This window comes from Virgibacillus sp. 7505 (genome assembly GCF_002272135.1).
GTDB lineage: Bacteria > Bacillota > Bacilli > Bacillales > Amphibacillaceae > Terribacillus.
Genome location: NZ_NPBF01000022.1, coordinates 87460 through 103960 on the forward strand (window position 1 = coordinate 87460; position 16501 = coordinate 103960).

At 45.4% G+C, this 16501-nt stretch carries 14 protein-coding genes; all 14 read left to right on the plus strand.

Annotation, left to right across the window (positions count from 1 at the left end):
- Nucleotides 1-17 precede the first annotated feature (17 nt).
- The 14 genes from pyrH (at nt 18) to CHH91_RS09215 (ending at nt 16487) form a co-directional block, all read left to right on the plus strand.
- Nucleotides 18-743, plus strand: coding sequence for a UMP kinase (gene pyrH / locus CHH91_RS09150; RefSeq protein ID WP_095223143.1), 726 nt, complete (start codon nt 18-20; stop codon nt 741-743).
- Nucleotides 743-1300, plus strand: a complete 558-nt coding sequence (gene frr, locus CHH91_RS09155; protein WP_095223144.1) for a ribosome recycling factor — start codon at nt 743-745, stop codon at nt 1298-1300. The genes pyrH and frr overlap by 1 nt, the downstream gene beginning before the upstream one ends.
- Nucleotides 1301-1445: 145 nt before the next feature.
- Nucleotides 1446-2210: an undecaprenyl pyrophosphate synthase gene (locus CHH91_RS09160; protein ID WP_095223145.1), complete on the plus strand. Its 765-nt coding sequence runs from the start codon at nt 1446-1448 to the stop codon at nt 2208-2210.
- Between the two features lie 15 nt (nt 2211-2225).
- A complete protein-coding gene (locus tag CHH91_RS09165) occupies nt 2226-3050 on the plus strand; it encodes a phosphatidate cytidylyltransferase (protein ID WP_095223146.1) in 825 nt (274 codons plus the stop codon).
- Nucleotides 3051-3075: 25 nt separating this feature from the next.
- The gene (gene dxr / locus CHH91_RS09170; RefSeq protein WP_095223147.1) at nt 3076-4221 is read left to right on the plus strand and encodes a 1-deoxy-D-xylulose-5-phosphate reductoisomerase; all 1146 of its coding nucleotides are present in this window, start codon (nt 3076-3078) and stop codon (nt 4219-4221) included.
- A 15-nt stretch (nt 4222-4236) separates the two neighbouring features.
- Nucleotides 4237-5493: an RIP metalloprotease RseP gene (gene rseP, locus CHH91_RS09175; RefSeq protein ID WP_095223148.1), complete on the plus strand. Its 1257-nt coding sequence runs from the start codon at nt 4237-4239 to the stop codon at nt 5491-5493.
- Nucleotides 5494-5508: 15 nt separating this feature from the next.
- Nucleotides 5509-7206, plus strand: coding sequence for a proline--tRNA ligase (locus tag CHH91_RS09180; protein ID WP_095223149.1), 1698 nt, complete (start codon nt 5509-5511; stop codon nt 7204-7206).
- 80 nt (nt 7207-7286) lie between these two features.
- Nucleotides 7287-11579 carry a PolC-type DNA polymerase III gene (locus CHH91_RS09185; RefSeq protein ID WP_095223150.1) on the plus strand — a complete coding sequence of 1431 codons (4293 nt, stop codon included), beginning with the start codon at nt 7287-7289 and terminating at the stop codon, nt 11577-11579.
- Between the two features lie 278 nt (nt 11580-11857).
- Nucleotides 11858-12331 (plus strand): ribosome maturation factor RimP, encoded by a 474-nt coding sequence (rimP, locus tag CHH91_RS09190; protein ID WP_095223151.1) that lies wholly within the window; start codon nt 11858-11860, stop codon nt 12329-12331.
- 14 nt (nt 12332-12345) lie between these two features.
- A complete protein-coding gene (gene nusA / locus CHH91_RS09195) occupies nt 12346-13452 on the plus strand; it encodes a transcription termination factor NusA (protein WP_095223152.1) in 1107 nt (368 codons plus the stop codon).
- Nucleotides 13453-13467: 15 nt separating this feature from the next.
- A complete protein-coding gene (gene rnpM / locus CHH91_RS09200) occupies nt 13468-13740 on the plus strand; it encodes an RNase P modulator RnpM (RefSeq protein WP_095223153.1) in 273 nt (90 codons plus the stop codon).
- Complete coding sequence (locus CHH91_RS09205) at nt 13737-14054, plus strand: L7Ae/L30e/S12e/Gadd45 family ribosomal protein (protein ID WP_095223154.1); 318 nt, start codon at nt 13737-13739, stop codon at nt 14052-14054. The genes rnpM and CHH91_RS09205 overlap by 4 nt, the downstream gene beginning before the upstream one ends.
- Nucleotides 14055-14058: 4 nt before the next feature.
- Nucleotides 14059-16212, plus strand: a complete 2154-nt coding sequence (infB, locus tag CHH91_RS09210) for a translation initiation factor IF-2 (protein ID WP_095223155.1) — start codon at nt 14059-14061, stop codon at nt 16210-16212.
- The gene (locus CHH91_RS09215) at nt 16209-16487 is read left to right on the plus strand and encodes a DUF503 domain-containing protein (protein ID WP_095223156.1); all 279 of its coding nucleotides are present in this window, start codon (nt 16209-16211) and stop codon (nt 16485-16487) included. The genes infB and CHH91_RS09215 overlap by 4 nt, the downstream gene beginning before the upstream one ends.
- Nucleotides 16488-16501: the final 14 nt, after the last annotated feature.

The following is a 16501-nucleotide window of genomic DNA, read 5'->3' on the forward strand; positions in this document are numbered from 1 at the left end:
TACCTTTGGAGGCAATGATGACAACAGCACGCTACAAACGAATCGTATTGAAACTAAGTGGAGAAGCATTAAGCGGCCAAGTCGGCTATGGTATTGAACCTTCCGTCATCCGTTCCATCGCGGAACAAGTAAAAGAAGTAGCCGAAATGGGAGTAGAAGTTGCAGTCGTCGTAGGCGGCGGTAACATCTGGCGCGGAAAAGTCGGCAGCGAAATGGGAATGGACCGTGCAAATGCTGACTATATGGGTATGCTGGCAACAGTGATGAACTCACTAGCGTTACAGGATAGCTTGGAGAACCTAGGTATTCCCACAAGAGTGCAGACATCTATTGAAATGCGCCAGGTAGCTGAGCCTTACATTCGACGCAAGGCGATTCGTCACCTTGAAAAAAATCGTGTCGTCATCTTTGCAGCTGGTACAGGAAACCCTTACTTCTCGACTGATACGACAGCAGCCTTAAGAGCAGCTGAGATCGAGGCGGAAGTAATCCTGATGGCAAAGAACAATGTTGATGGCGTGTACAATGCAGATCCTAAATTGGTAGCAGACGCTGTGAAGTATGACTCCCTGACTTATTTGGATGTCCTGAATGAAGGACTTGGAGTCATGGATGCGACAGCTTCCTCTCTATGTATGGATAATGATATCCCGCTACTTGTGTTCTCTATCAGCGAAAAAGGAAACATTAAAAGAGCAGTTTCCGGTGAGAATATCGGAACAATTATAAGGGGGAATAAATAATGTCAACAGCAATCATTTCTGATGCAAAAAGCAAAATGGCACATGCAGTACAGGCTTTCTCCAGACAGCTGGCGACTGTACGTGCAGGACGTGCGAATCCTTCTCTTTTGGATAGTGTATATGCAGATTATTATGGTGCTACCACACCATTGAACCAGTTAGCAAGTATCACTGCTCCAGAAGCGCGTATGCTTGTTATCACACCTTACGATAAAACGGCAATCTCCGATATCGAGAAAGCTATCCAAAAGGCTGATCTTGGACTATCTCCTTCCAGTGACGGTAATGTAATCCGTCTCAGCATCCCTGCTCTGACAGAAGAGCGACGCAAGGATTTAGTGAAAGTCGTTTCTAAATACCTGGAAGAGGCGAAAGTTCAAATCCGTAATATTCGCCGTGACAGCAACGATCAGTTGAAGAAAGCTGAAAAGAATAAAGAGATCACAGCGGATGATTTGAAAGGCTTCCAGGATGAAGTGCAGACGGAAACGGATAAGCACATCAGCCAGCTTGAAGGTCTTGCAAAAGACAAAGAAAAAGAAATAATGGAAGTTTGACCCTTAACCATGTAAAATAAGTACTACAAGACCCTCTTGCTAAAGGGGGTTTTTGCTCTTTTTGTGACATACAAGAGCAGTACTGCACAGGGCGCCTCTGGCTCTTTTCAGTCAGCAGAGAAAATAGCCCAATGGAGGATTCAAAATGATTAAACTTCCTTTTTTCAATAGGAAAAGAAGAATAGAGTTACAGCCGTCGACACTGAAGCTTGAGAATATCCCGGAACATGTGGCCATTATCATGGATGGAAATGGACGCTGGGCGAAAAAGCGCGGACTTCCCCGGATTGCTGGACACAAGGAAGGGATGACAACTGTCCGGCGGATTGTAAAGGCTGCAAACAGGATCGATGTGAAGGTACTTACACTATATGCCTTTTCCAAAGAAAACTGGAAACGGCCGCAGGCGGAAGTGGACTTTTTGATGAAGCTACCAAAGGAGTTTCTTACAACTTACTTGCCTGAGCTTATCGAAGAGAACGTTAAAGTACAGACTATCGGAGATCTGGACGGTTTACCTTCCTTCACTAGGGAAGCAGTCAAGGAAGCGATGGAGCAGACGAAGCACAATGACGGTCTTATCCTTAACTTCGCATTGAATTATGGCGGACGGTATGAGCTTGTTCATGCTGTGCAAAATATGATGCAGGATGTATCTGACAAGAAGCTGCAAATGGAAGATATCGATGAGTCATGTATCTCCCGCTATTTATATACTGAAAAATTAGCAGACCCGGATTTGATAATCCGTACAAGCGGCGAGCATCGGTTAAGCAATTTTCTGCTTTGGCAGAGCGCTTATTCAGAGCTATGGTTCACGGAAGTATTGTGGCCTGATTTCGATGAATTGCTGTTCGAACAGGCAGTCAGTGATTTCCAGAACAGAAAACGGCGCTATGGCGGTATTTGAGGTGAATATTAAACAATGAAGCAACGATTGATCACGGCGGTTATTGCAGGCATATTCTTCATGATATTTGTATTGCTTGGCGGGGCATGGTTCGAAGCGTTCATTTATTTGATCGCGACCATAGCCTTCATCGAGCTGCTGCGTATGCGCAAAATCGCGAAATATAAAGTACCATCCATCGTGAGTGTGCTCCTGCTATGGGGCCTTTTAGCCCCGGATTTGGGCATGATCAACACCATGTTCGATTTACATATCAATAAAACGGACATCCTTTTATTCTCCGTTATCCTTCTCTTGAGCTATACGGTACTGGCAAAGAACCGATTCACTTTCGAAGATGCAGGCTTCCTGCTGATTACAGTAGTGTATATCGGTTTTGGCTTCCTCTATTTCATTATTACGAGGAATGCTCCAAATGAAATTATCGGAGATCATATTGTTACCGGATTGTCCAAGTTCATATTTGTCTTGGTTGTCATTTGGGCAACTGATTCAGGAGCTTATTTCTTCGGAAAAGCTTTCGGTAAACATAAGCTATGGCCTACTATCAGTCCGAACAAAACAATTGAGGGAGGCATAGGCGGCCTCGTGCTCGGCTGTATAGCAGGAATTGTATTCCAGTTTATTTCCCCTGTAAGCAGCTCCCTTTTAATTGTGGCGGGTGTATGTATCCTGATTGCTGTCTTCGGGCAGCTTGGAGATATGGTCGAATCTGCTTTCAAACGTCATTATCTTGTAAAAGATTCTGGGAAAATCCTGCCGGGACACGGCGGAATTTTGGATCGTTTCGATAGTATGATTTTTGTTTTCCCAATCCTGCATTTAATTCAATTCATTTAATAGAGTATAAAGAGGAGCGTGTCCGATGAAAACAATCGCATTATTAGGTGCAACCGGTTCGATCGGTCTGCAGACATTGGATGTCATCCGCAACCATCCGGAGGCATTTCGGCTGCACAGTATGGCATTTGGCCGTAACATTGAAAAAGCGATGCCGCTTATCAAGGAATTCGAGCCTGCTGTAGTAGTTGTACAGGATGAACAGACCAAAGAGAAGCTTCATCAGACACTTCCGAATGCAGAAATACTGGTTGGTTCCGCTGGAATGGTAGCAATCTCATCAGCAGGTGAAGTGGATGTGGTCGTAAATGCAGTCCTTGGCAGTATCGGACTGGAAGCGACGCTCGAAGCAATCCGTGCCAAGAAGCAAGTCGCATTCGCGAATAAGGAGACGCTTGTGTCAGCCGGACACCTTGTCATGGCTGAAGCAAAGAAACATGGTGTCAATCTGCTTCCGGTAGATAGTGAGCATGCTGCAATATTCCAATGTCTGAATGGAGAGAAGCTTGAGGATGTGAATAAGCTGATCATTACTGCTTCTGGTGGCAGTTTCCGTGATAAAACAAGAGATGAGCTCAAGCATGTAACATTGGAGGACGCTCTGCGCCATCCGAACTGGAGCATGGGACAAAAAATAACCATCGATTCCGCAACAATGATGAACAAGGGCTTGGAAGTCATCGAAGCACATTGGCTATTCGGTATCGATTATGATGATATCGAGGTTGTCCAGCACCGCGAGAGTATCATCCATTCCATGGTAGAGTACAAGGATTACAGTGTCATCGCCCAGCTTGGTACACCTGATATGCGGGTTCCGATCCAGTACGCCCTTACCTACCCTGAAAGACTTGATTTAGCAGTTTCAAAAAGGTTAAACTTAGTGGAAATAGGCAAACTCCACTTTGAAGAAATGAGTATGGAACGATTCCCTTGTTTGCGTATGGCATACGAAGCAGGCAGAGCCGGCGGCACTGCTACTACCGTATTGAATGCTGCAAATGAGGAGGCTGTGGCCTTGTTTCTTGCGGGAAAGATCTCTTTCCTGACAATCGAGGATTATGTAGCACGCGCATTAGATGCACATGCCTATGAATCTTTCCCTTCTTTGGAAACAATCATGGAAACAGATCGTCTCACGCGGAGTCAAGTGAGGTCCTATATCCAATAAAGGCAGGTGCCCATTGTGACAACTATTATTGCGTTTATCCTAGTGTTCGGACTGCTCGTTTTCGTGCACGAACTCGGACATTTGATTTTTGCGAAGCGAGCTGGCATGCTAGCTCGTGAATTCGCCATCGGTTTTGGACCGAAGATCTTTTCCTGGATGAAGAATGAGACACTTTACACAATCAGACTTCTCCCGATTGGGGGATATGTCCGCGTTGCCGGTGAAGATCCGGAGATCGTGGAATTAAAGCCTGGTCATCATATCGGTCTAGAATTCAATGACAAACAGGAAGTAACGAAGATTATCGTCAATAATAAATCCAAGCATCCGTATGCACGTGTCATTGAAGTTGAAAGTGCGGATTTGGACCATAACCTAATGATATATGGTTATGAAATAGGGGAGGAAGAACGACTGTCTTTCCCTGTCCATGAAAAGGCTATGTACGTGATGGACGAGACAGAAACACAAATCGCTCCGTATAACCGCCAATTCGCTTCAAAGAACAAGCGCCAGCGGGCGATGCAATTGTTTGCCGGTCCAATGATGAATTTCCTGCTCGCACTTGTGCTGTTTTTCATCCTGGCCCTGATACAGGGGGTGCCAGCTGATAATGCAGCTGTAGGTACTGTTCAAGACGGTTCTGCAGCACAAGAAGCTGGAATCCGATCAGGTGATGAAATTACAGCAATCGATGGTACACCTGTACAAACTTGGGAAGAATTCACGACTATTGTTCGAGAGAACCCTGAAAAAGAGCTTGAGGCAACAATCGTACGGGACGGCCAGGAACAGCAGCTGATGATGACTCCTGCACTTGTGGAAAATGGCGACCAAAAAATTGGTCAGATCGGTGTAACACTCGCAATGGAGAAGAGTTTCTTAGGAGCGATTCCTTATACTTTCCAGCAAACATGGGAATTCGGAACGATGATCATCACCAATTTGGGACAGCTCATAACTGGTCAGCTTAGTATCGATGCGCTTTCCGGCCCAGTTGGTATATATGATGCGACAGATCAAGTAGTAAAAACGGGATTGATCAATTTGATCCAGTGGACAGCACTGCTCAGTGTCAATCTTGGTATCGTTAACCTCGTCCCGCTACCCGCACTTGACGGAGGACGTTTGTTGTTCATCGGTGTGGAAGCATTGAGAGGTAAGCCAGTTGAACCACAAAAAGAGGCAGTGGTCCATTTCATTGGGTTCGCTCTGCTTATGCTTTTGATGATCGTGGTCACCTGGAATGATATACAGCGGCTATTTTTATGATGCAGAGGTGGAAGAATGCGACAAAGTAAAACATTTATACCAACATTAAGAGAAGTTCCAGCAGATGCAGAGGCGATCAGCCATCAGCTGCTAGTCAAAGGCGGATATATCCGCCAGACTGCTTCTGGAATCTATAGCTATCTGCCGCTGGGCACAAGAGTGCTGCGAAAAGTGGAAGCGATCATCCGTGAGGAGTTGGATCGCACCGGAGCGAGCGAGATGCTCATGCCGGCACTTCAGCCTGCAGAGCTATGGAAAGAGACAGGTCGCTGGAAGGTTTACGGACCTGAACTGATGCGCATGCATGACCGAAACAATCGGGAATTCGCACTAGGTCCTACTCATGAGGAAGTAACGACTAGCTTAGTACGTGATGAATTGAACAGCTACAAGAAATTACCGCTTACGGTGTATCAGATCCAGACGAAGTACCGGGATGAACAGCGTCCTCGTTTCGGTCTATTGCGCGGCCGGGAATTTATCATGAAAGATGCATATAGTTTCCATGCGGACTACGAAAGTTTGGATGAAGCCTATGAGACTATCTCTGACGCTTATCATCGCATCTTTAAACGGGTAGGGTTGAATTTCCGAGCAGTAGTGGCTGACTCAGGTGCAATGGGCGGTAAGGATACGCACGAATTCATGGCACTTGCTTCTGTTGGAGAAGATACGATCGCCTTCAGTGATGTATCGGACTATGCTGCCAATATTGAAATGGCAGAAGTAATCGATCAAGGCCAAAAGCCTGATGCAGAACCACTTGCCCTTGAGAAGATTGAGACTCCTAACGTGAAGACAATGCAGCAAGTGGCTGATTATCTTGGTCACACGCTTGAAGAAGGTCTAAAAGCAGTTGTATTCAAAGTGGATGATCGTCTTGTCATGGTTATTTCACGCGGTGATCATGAAATTAACGACATTAAGGTAAAAAACCTTTACCAAGCACAGATTGTCGAACTTGCCGATGAAGCAGAAGTAAAAGAACTGCTTGGCGCCGGGTTTGGTTCTCTAGGTCCAATCAATGTGCATGAAGATATCGACGTTATTGCAGATAACGCTGTTAAATATGTAGCTAATGTAACTTGCGGAGCGAACGAAGATGGCTTCCATTTTAAAAATGTGAACCCAGAACGTGATTTCCAAGTAAAGCAATATGCTGATCTGCGTTTCATCCAAGCAGGTGATCCTTCTCCTGATGGCCAAGGCACAATCCAATTTGCAGAGGGTATCGAAGTAGGACAAGTATTTAAGCTTGGTGAATTCTATGCGGAAAAAATGCAGGCTAAATTCCTTGATGAACAAGGAAAAGCGCAGAACCTAATTATGGGATGTTATGGAATTGGTGTATCGCGTACACTTGCAGCGGCTGTCGAACAGCATAGCAGGGAAGGTGCGATTGTATGGCCTAAATCCATCAGTCCATTCCAAGTCCATCTGATCAGCCTTAACCCGAAAAAAGACGAACAGCGTGAATTGGCTGATCGACTATATGAAAGATTACTTGAAGCGGGCGTCGATGTGTTGTACGATGATCGTAAGGAACGAGCCGGTGTCAAATTCGCAGATAGCGATTTGATTGGTATTCCAGTTCGCATCACAGTAGGCAAACTTGCCGCTGATGGCCAAGTGGAAGTGAAGTTCCGTGATACAGAACAAGAAGCAGTTTCACATGAGAATGATTTGCTTGATCAAATAGCTGCTTACCTATAAAAATGTACAAGCCCTTGTCAATCCATTGACAGGGGCTTTCGCAAGACCGCAGTACCAGTAGCGGGGGAGGAGAAGTCACAATGAGTTTAAGCCGTAATGAGAAAATGGACATGCTCCTTGAGCAGATTCAGCTTGATACAGAAACTATCGAAGCTCATTTTAAAGAGAGTCAGCTGGAGAAACTGGAAGTCGATCCGAAAGAAAAGTCCTGGCACTTTCATTTTCAATTGGCAAATCTGCTGCCTCCAACCATATATAAAATATTCACTGCTAAGCTGACAGAAGCCTTCGCACACATTGCAGCTGTGAATTGGTCGATCCGATGTGTGACGAATACAGTGGAAGCTGAACACATCCAGGATTATTGGAAGGATTTTGTACTAACTTATCCAAAACTGTCACCTGCTTATAAGGATCTTGTCCAAACACAGGTTCCGGTAGTTAACGGTAATAAGATTATGTTAACTGCTAGGAATGAAGCAGAAGCTAGTGCCCTGAAAAAAAGACTTGAACCGGCATTTCAAACGTATTGTGAGAAAATCGGTGCAGGCCTTTACATGCTTACTGTTACCGTTCAAGAACAGAACATGGAAGAACTGACGAAATTCCGTGAGCAGAAAGCAATTGAAGATAGTCTTCTCGTCCAAAAGGCTATCAAGGATTCAGAAGACCGTGCGAAGAAGCAGGATGAGACTCCTCAAGGTCCTGTTATGATTGGTTATGCTATCAATGACGAAATCACACTCATGCGGGATATTCAGGATGAAGAACGTCGTATGGCTGTTCAAGGGTATGTTTTTGATGTGGACATTCGTGAATTGCGCTCTGGCCGTCACCTGCTCATCGCCAAAGTAACGGACTACACAGACAGTTTCCAAATCAAGATGTTCTCTAAGGGCAATGAAGATGCTGATAAATTCAAGCAGCTCAAAAAAGGTATGTGGATAAAAGCGCGCGGAAGCATCCAGACAGACAACTTCACAAATGAACTGACGATGATGGCAAATGACATCAACCAGATCACTGTCACGCTTCGCCGAGATGAAGCAGAAGAAGGGGAGAAGCGTGTCGAATTGCATGCGCACACGCTTATGAGCCAGATGGATGCTGTTACATCGGCCAGCCGTTTGATTGAAACAGCAGCCAGATTCGGACACGAAAGCATAGCGATCACGGATCACGCTGTCGTACAGAGTTATCCGGAAGCCTTTGCTGCTGGTAAGAAAAACAATGTAAAAGTAATCTATGGCTTGGAAGCCAACCTTGTCGACGATGGCGTTCCGATTGCATACAACAGCAAGGATATCAATTTGGAAAAAGCCACTTATATCGTATTCGACGTGGAGACGACAGGTCTTTCTGCTTCCTATGATAAGATAATCGAATTGGCTGCAGTGAAGTTCCATGATGGAGAAATTGTCGACCGCTTTGAACGGTTTGCTAATCCGCACCAAAAGCTAAGTCAGACGATTATCGATCTGACAGGCATAACGGATGATATGCTCGTTGATGCACCTGAAATCGAGGATGTACTGAATGATTTCAACGCCTGGATGGGCGACGATGTTCTAGTTGCCCATAACGCCAGCTTTGATATGGGATTTTTGAATCAAGGGTTCAAGCGAATTGGTTTGGAGAAGGCGTCGAATGCGGTTATTGATACATTGGAACTTGCCAGGTTCCTGTTTCCACAGCTGAAGAACCACCGTTTGAATACGCTATGTAAGTTCCTCGATATCGAATTGACACAGCATCACCGGGCAATTTACGATACGGAGGCTACTAGTTATCTGCTTTGGCGTTTATTAAAAGAAGCATTCAATAAAGAAATCATGAATCATAATCAGCTTAACAACTATATGGGGGAAGGAAATGCGTACCAGCGTTCCCGTCCCTACCACTGTACGATTTATGTTCAAAATGAAATCGGCTTAAAGAATATGTATAAGCTCGTCAGCATGTCGCATGTTGATTACTTCTACCGTGTTCCGAGAATTCCCCGTTCGAAGCTTGAACAGCATCGGGAGGGCTTGATCATCAGCTCTGGCTGTGACAAAGGTGAAGTGTTCGAGGCGATGATGCAAAAATCGAAGGAGGATGCAGCAGAAGCCGCAGCTTTCTATGATGTGATTGAAGTACAGCCCCCAGCCAACTATTACCATCTGATCGAGAAAGAGCTGGTGCAGAATGAAGCACATCTATTTGACATTCTTCGGAATCTTGTAGAGTTAGGCGAGGATCTGGATAAACCAGTTGTTGCGACAGGTAACGTGCACTATATCGAAGAGCATGAAAAACAGTACCGAAACATTCTGATCAAGACACAGAATGGTAACCCGCTCAGCAGGCAGACATTGCCGGATGTCCATTTCCGCACGACAGCTGAGATGTTGGCTTGCTTTGATTTCCTGCCTTCTGAAAAAGCGAAAGAGATCGTTGTGACGAACACGAAAAAAGTGTCTGACATGATGGAAGATGTTAAACCGGTAAAAGAAGATCTGTACACGCCTAATATCGATGGTGCAGAGGACGAGATGCGCCAGATGAGCTATGATCGTGCCCGCAGCATTTATGGCGATACATTACCGGAAATAGTCGAGAAACGAATCGAAAAGGAACTGAAAAGTATAATCGGCCACGGATTTGCCGTTATTTATCTTATTTCACACAAGCTAGTGAAGAAGTCTCTGGAAGACGGCTACTTGGTAGGATCACGTGGATCCGTCGGTTCGTCATTGATCGCGACGCTTACCGATATTACCGAAGTTAACCCGCTGCCGCCGCATTATGTATGCCCAAGCTGCAAGTATAACGAGTTCTTCAACGATGGGTCTGTCGCCAGCGGTTACGATTTGCCTGAGAAGAATTGTCCGTCATGCGGTGAATCTTTGAAGCGGGATGGACAGGATATTCCTTTCGAAACCTTCCTTGGTTTCAAAGGAGATAAAGTTCCCGATATCGATTTGAACTTCTCCGGTGCTTACCAGCCGCAAGCCCATAACTATACGAAAGTACTGTTTGGGGAAGACAAGGTATATCGTGCCGGTACAATCGGTACTGTAGCAGAAAAAACAGCCTATGGGTATGTGAAAGGCTATGCCAGCGATAATCAGCTTCATATCCGAAATGCGGAAGTGGACCGTCTCGTTCAAGGCTGTACTGGGGTGAAAAGGACAACCGGTCAGCATCCAGGTGGTATAATTGTTGTGCCGGATGACCAAGATATATATGACTTCACACCTATCCAGTTCCCTGCAGATGACCGCAATTCAGAATGGAAAACGACCCACTTCGATTTCCACTCGATTCATGATAATCTGCTGAAACTGGATATACTCGGACACGATGACCCGACCGTCATCCGTATGCTTCAGGATTTGTCCGGTATCGATCCAAAAACTATTCCGACAAATGATCCGGAAGTAATGAAGATTTTTTCCGGACCAGAAGCATTAGGTGTGACGGCAGAACAAATTATGTGTAAAACAGGTACACTCGGCGTGCCAGAGTTCGGAACGCGTTTTGTCCGACAGATGCTGGAGGATACGAATCCATCCACTTTTGCCGAGCTTGTCCAGATTTCCGGACTATCCCATGGTACAGATGTATGGCTAGGCAATGCCCAGGAATTGATCAACAGCGGCATTTGCACATTACCTGAAGTAATTGGCTGTCGTGATGACATCATGGTTTATCTGATGCACCGGGGTCTTGATTCATCGCTTGCGTTCAAGATCATGGAGTCTGTCCGAAAAGGGAAAGGGCTTCAGGATGAATGGATCGAAGAGATGAAGAAGAACAATGTACCGGATTGGTATATCGATTCATGTCTGAAAATCAAGTACATGTTCCCAAAAGCCCACGCAGCTGCATATGTTCTTATGGCTGTACGGATTGCCTACTTCAAGGTGCATCATCCGATTCTCTTCTATGCTGCGTACTTCAGTGTACGTGCTAGTGATTTCGAGCTTGATACGATGATCAAAGGACCAGAAGCAATCCGCCAGCGTATAAACGAAATCAACCAAAAGGGTCATGATGCTTCTCCAAAAGAGAAGAACCTTGTGACTGTACTGGAGCTATCCCTTGAAATGTGTGAGCGAGGCTTCCATTTCCAGCGGGTTGATTTGTACAAATCCAGTGCTACTGACTTTCTTGTTGACGGAGACAGCTTGATCCCGCCGTTCAATGCAATTGACGGACTAGGTACCAATGCTGCGCTCAATATCGTGAAAGTACGGGAAGATGGAGAGTTTCTGTCAAAAGAGGATTTACGTGAACGAAGCAGGATTAGTAAAACGGTATTGGAGTATATGGATCAGCATGGCTGTCTGGAAGGAATGGCCGACCAGAACCAGCTTTCGCTATTCTAACAGGATTCTTGCCTAAATAAGAAACTTGTGGTATATTATCCAATAGCGGTATTGATACGAACCAGATCAAGAGTGGGATTACCCACTCTTTTTCATACCCATGGATTCGGCATCAAGTTTGTAAGGGGAGCGCCTCTTCGTTTTTTGTAGCAAAAAGCACATGATAAACATTGTTCCCTTGCTTCCATTTCGGGCAAGGGTTTTCTATTGAGAGGCTACACCCTTACCCATTTAAAAGTAATATTCGCCTGAAAGCGTGCAGTAAAGGAGGAAGCATTTTGGCAGCCAATATAACGGAAGTTACGGAAAGCTATCTACAACCGATCGTGGAAGAGCTGCAGCTTGAGTTGGTTGATGTAGAATTCGTCAAGGAAGGCAAGAATTGGTTCCTGCGTGTTTATGTCGACAAAACGGAAGGCATCGATATCGAGGAATGCGCCATCGTCTCTGAGAAGTTGAGTGAAATCCTAGATGAGAATGACCCGGTTGATTTTCCGTACTTTCTGGAGGTTTCTTCGCCAGGAGCGGAAAGACCACTGAAAACGAAACAAGCAATCACAAAAAGCATCGGTAAGACTGTACATGTAAAGCTATATGAGCCGATCGATAACGAGAAAGAGTATCAAGGTACATTGAAGGCGTTCGAAGACGATGTATTGACATTGGAAGTCATGATCAAAGCGAGGAAAAAGGAAGTGTCCCTTCCATATGAGAAAATCGCGAAGGCACGTCTGGCTGTAACGTTTAACTAAAGGGGGATATACGAGTGAGCAGCGAGCTTTTTGATGCCATTACTTATTTGGAGAAAGAGAAAGGGATTAATAAAGACGTCCTGATCGAAGCGCTGGAAGCAGCCTTGATCTCCGCTTATAAAAAGAACTTCAAGTCTGCAACGAATGTTCGTGTTGATTTGAATGAAACAACTGGGTCCATGAAAGTTTTCGCCCGTAAGGATGTTGTCGAGGAAGTCGAGGACAGCCAGCAGCAAATGACACTGGATGAAGCTCGTGCTATCTCTGGTACGTACGATATCGGCGATGTCGTTGAAATCGAAGTGACACCGAAGGACTTCGGCCGTATTGCAGCGCAAGCAGCGAAGCAAGTCGTTACACAGCGTGTGCGTGAGGCAGAGCGCGGCGTCATCTTCAGCGAATATGCAGATCGGGAAGAAGATGTCATGACTGGTATCGTCTCCCGTAATGATCCAAGATTCATTTATGTGGACCTTGGCAAAATCGAAGCGAAATTGCCGGAAAGTGAACAGATGTCTACGGAAAAATATGAAATCCATGACCGCTTGAAGGTATACGTGACGAAAGTGGAGAACACGAACAAAGGACCGAGCATCTTCGTTTCCAGGACTCACCCAGGTCTTTTGAAGCGATTATTTGAAATGGAAGTGCCAGAAATTTATGATGGTACTGTAGAGATTCGTTCTGTGGCACGTGAGGCTGGAGATCGTTCTAAGATTTCTGTCTATGCATCCCAAGCGGAAGTCGATCCTGTCGGTTCCTGTGTTGGTCAGCGCGGTCAGCGTGTCCAAGCAATCGTAAATGAATTGAAAGGTGAAAAAATTGATATCGTAGAGTGGTCGGAAGATCCAGTTGAATACGTATCAAATGCGCTTAGTCCTTCCAAGGTCATCTCTGTACTTGTCGATGAGGAAGAAAAAGCGACAACGGTCATCGTACCTGATTACCAGCTTAGCCTTGCAATCGGGAAACGTGGTCAAAATGCCCGCCTGGCAGCGAAATTGACAGGCTGGAAAATCGATATTAAATCTGAGACTGAAGCACGCGAGCTTGGCATATTGACTAAGCAGGATGCAGAAGCTGACGACTTCGACGATTTTGACGACGAAGACACATATTGATAAGGGGCGCTGTATATGAAACAAAAGAAAGTTCCGCTTCGAAAATGTGTGGTTTCCAACGAAATGAAGCCAAAACAGGATTTGATCCGGGTTGTCCGCAGCAAAGAAGGCGATGTCTTTGTGGATGAAACCGGTAAAAAGAACGGTCGCGGTGCGTACGTCTCGAAGGATGCGGCTATCATAGAAAAAGCGAAAAAACAAGATACGCTGGCGCGGCACTTGAATACACAGATCGATGATTCTATTTATGAAGAACTTGCGCGATTAGCGAAAGGTCAGCACTCATGAGTAAAAATTATTTGAATTTGTTAGGCTTAGCTGTACGTGCCGGGCAGTGCACCTTCGGAGAAGATGCAATTGTCCGGGATGTCCAGCGGCAGAAAGCAAAGCTAGTAATAGCTGCCAGTGATGTCGGTCCCCAAACCCTGAAGAAACTTCGCAACAAGACCGATTACTACAACATCGCTTTTCTGCAGGTAGAGGAGGACCGGGATCAATTATCACAAGCGATTGGTAAATCCGGCAGAGTCGCAATTGCCATTTTGGATCAAGGCTTTGCAGACAAATTGAAATCTTTGCTCACTGAATCCACTCGGAGGTGAACGTATGTCAAAGATTCGTGTTTATGAATACGCAAAAGAGAAGAACGTTTCCAGTAAGGAAATCATTACTAAACTTAAAAGTATGAATATCGAAGTATCCAATCATATGTCCATGATTAATGAAACGGCAAAAGACAAATTGGATAAGAGCTTCACAGCAAAAAGCGCGGGTAGCGAGAAAGTAGCGATTAAAACGGGGAACTCAACAAACACAACCAACTCAGCAAATAATAGCGGACAGAACAATAAGCCGAAAAGCAAGAGTGGCGGCGGTCCACAGAACCGCAACCAGCAGCGTAATGGTAATAAAAAACCAGGCAAAGGCGGACAGAACAACAATAGACGCGGCGGCCGGAACAACAACCGGGGTAAAGCACCGCAGCAGAAGCGTCCAGAAATGCCGACTCCAGATAAAATCACCTTCAAAGAGTCTTTGACTGTTAGTGAATTGGCAGCAAAGCTTCATAGGGAGTCCACTGAAATCATCAAAAAGCTCTTCCTTCAAGGTGTCATGGCAACAAAGAACCAGGACTTGGACAAAGATGCTATTGAATTGATCTGTGCAGAATACGATGTCGAAGTAGAAGAAGAAGTAGATGTTGACGTAACAGATTTGGATAACTACAAAATCGAAGATAAAGCTGATGAACTGCAGGAACGTCCTGCCGTTGTCACAATCATGGGACACGTTGACCATGGTAAAACAACTTTGCTTGATTCTATCCGAGATACGAAAGTGACCGAAGGAGAAGCTGGCGGAATTACGCAGCATATCGGTGCATATCAAGTTGAAGAAAATGGCAAGAAGATCACCTTCCTTGATACTCCTGGACACGCAGCTTTCACAAGCATGCGTTCCCGTGGTGCACAAGTAACAGATATCGCGATTCTAGTTGTAGCTGCAGATGACGGTGTTATGCCGCAGACTGTCGAAGCGATCAACCATGCGAAAGCTGCGGAAGTGCCGATCATCGTAGCGGTTAACAAAATCGACTTGGAAGGCGCTAATCCAGACCGAGTGATGCAGGAGCTTACTGAGCATAACCTGATCCCTGAGGATTGGGGCGGTGATACAATCTTCGTTCAGCTTTCTGCGAAAAAACGTGAAGGTATCGACGATTTGCTTGAAATGATCTTGCTTGTAACCGAAGTTGAAGAATTGAAAGCAAACCCGAACCGTTCTGCAGAGGGTACTGTAATCGAAGCACAATTGGATAAAGGTCGCGGTCCTGTAGCAACATTGCTTGTACAGAATGGTACGCTTAATATCGGTGACAGCATTGTTGTCGGTAATACATTCGGCCGCGTGCGTGCAATGGTGAATGATTTGGGACGCCGTGTGAAAACAGCTCCTCCATCCACACCGGTTGAGATCACTGGCTTGAACAGTGTACCGAATGCAGGTGACCAGTTCATGGTATTCGAAGACGAGAAACAAGCTCGTCAAGTAGGGGAAGCAAGACAGCAGAAGCAAGTGGAAGAAAATCGTTCCAGCGGAGCACGTGTCAGCCTTGAGGATCTGTTTAACCAGATCAAGCAAGGGGAAGTGAAAGATATCAACTTGATCGTGAAAGCGGACGTGCACGGTTCCGTAGAAGCGATGGCTGCGTCCCTGGAGAAAATCGAAGTGGAAGGCGTTAAAGTCCGCATCATCCACACAGGTGTAGGCGCAATAACGGAATCTGATGTTATTTTGGCATCTGCTTCAAATGCGATTATCATCGGTTTCAACGTTCGTCCGGATACAAATGCGAAAAAAGCTGCAGAATCTGAAAATGTCGATATCCGCCAGCATCGCATCATCTATAAAGTAATTGAAGAAATTGAATCCGCAATGAAAGGGATGCTTGATCCTGAGTTCGAGGAGAAAGTCATCGGACAAGCGGAAGTTCGTCAAATTATCAAGGTCTCCCGTATCGGTACGATTGCGGGAAGCTATGTAACAGAAGGTAAAATCACACGTGATGCTTCCATCCGTGTCATCCGTGATGGTATTGTAATCGTTGAGGATGAAATTGATTCCTTGAAACGTTTCAAGGATGATGTACGTGAAGTTGCTACAAACTATGAGTGTGGAATCACATTGCAGAACTTCCACGATCTTAAAGAGGGCGACACATTCGAAGCGTATGTAATGGAAGAAATCGAAAGAAAATGATTCTGGCTGCCGTTGTAGAATGTATGATCTATGACGCGCATTCTCTCAAGGATAAGCGTTCGGTCGTAAAACGAATCACTTCACGAATAGGTGGATCCTTCAATATCGCTATCAGCGAAGCAGACTACCATGATTTATGGCAGCGCACTTGCTTTGAACTGGTAACGACTTCTCCTGATCGTGTTCGTGCTGAACGGGTAATGGACCAAGCGCTTGCTTTGATTGATTCTTTTCCGGAGATCGAGAGAACAGCTACTGATAAGCAGTGGCTATAGCATCCCTCCGAATG

Bases quoted from the DNA above. Each gene is read 5' to 3' on its own strand.
- pyrH (WP_095223143.1), top strand. From the start codon at position 18: ATGACAACAGCACGCTACAAACGAATCGTATTGAAACTAAGTGGAGAA.
- frr (WP_095223144.1), top strand. From the start codon at position 743: ATGTCAACAGCAATCATTTCTGATGCAAAAAGCAAAATGGCACATGCA.
- CHH91_RS09160 (WP_095223145.1), top strand. From the start codon at position 1,446: ATGATTAAACTTCCTTTTTTCAATAGGAAAAGAAGAATAGAGTTACAG.
- CHH91_RS09165 (WP_095223146.1), top strand. From the start codon at position 2,226: ATGAAGCAACGATTGATCACGGCGGTTATTGCAGGCATATTCTTCATG.
- dxr (WP_095223147.1), top strand. From the start codon at position 3,076: ATGAAAACAATCGCATTATTAGGTGCAACCGGTTCGATCGGTCTGCAG.
- CHH91_RS09180 (WP_095223149.1), top strand. From the start codon at position 5,509: ATGCGACAAAGTAAAACATTTATACCAACATTAAGAGAAGTTCCAGCA.
- CHH91_RS09185 (WP_095223150.1), top strand. From the start codon at position 7,287: ATGAGTTTAAGCCGTAATGAGAAAATGGACATGCTCCTTGAGCAGATT.
- rnpM (WP_095223153.1), top strand. From the start codon at position 13,468: ATGAAACAAAAGAAAGTTCCGCTTCGAAAATGTGTGGTTTCCAACGAA.
- CHH91_RS09205 (WP_095223154.1), top strand. From the start codon at position 13,737: ATGAGTAAAAATTATTTGAATTTGTTAGGCTTAGCTGTACGTGCCGGG.
- infB (WP_095223155.1), top strand. From the start codon at position 14,059: ATGTCAAAGATTCGTGTTTATGAATACGCAAAAGAGAAGAACGTTTCC.
- CHH91_RS09215 (WP_095223156.1), top strand. From the start codon at position 16,209: ATGATTCTGGCTGCCGTTGTAGAATGTATGATCTATGACGCGCATTCT.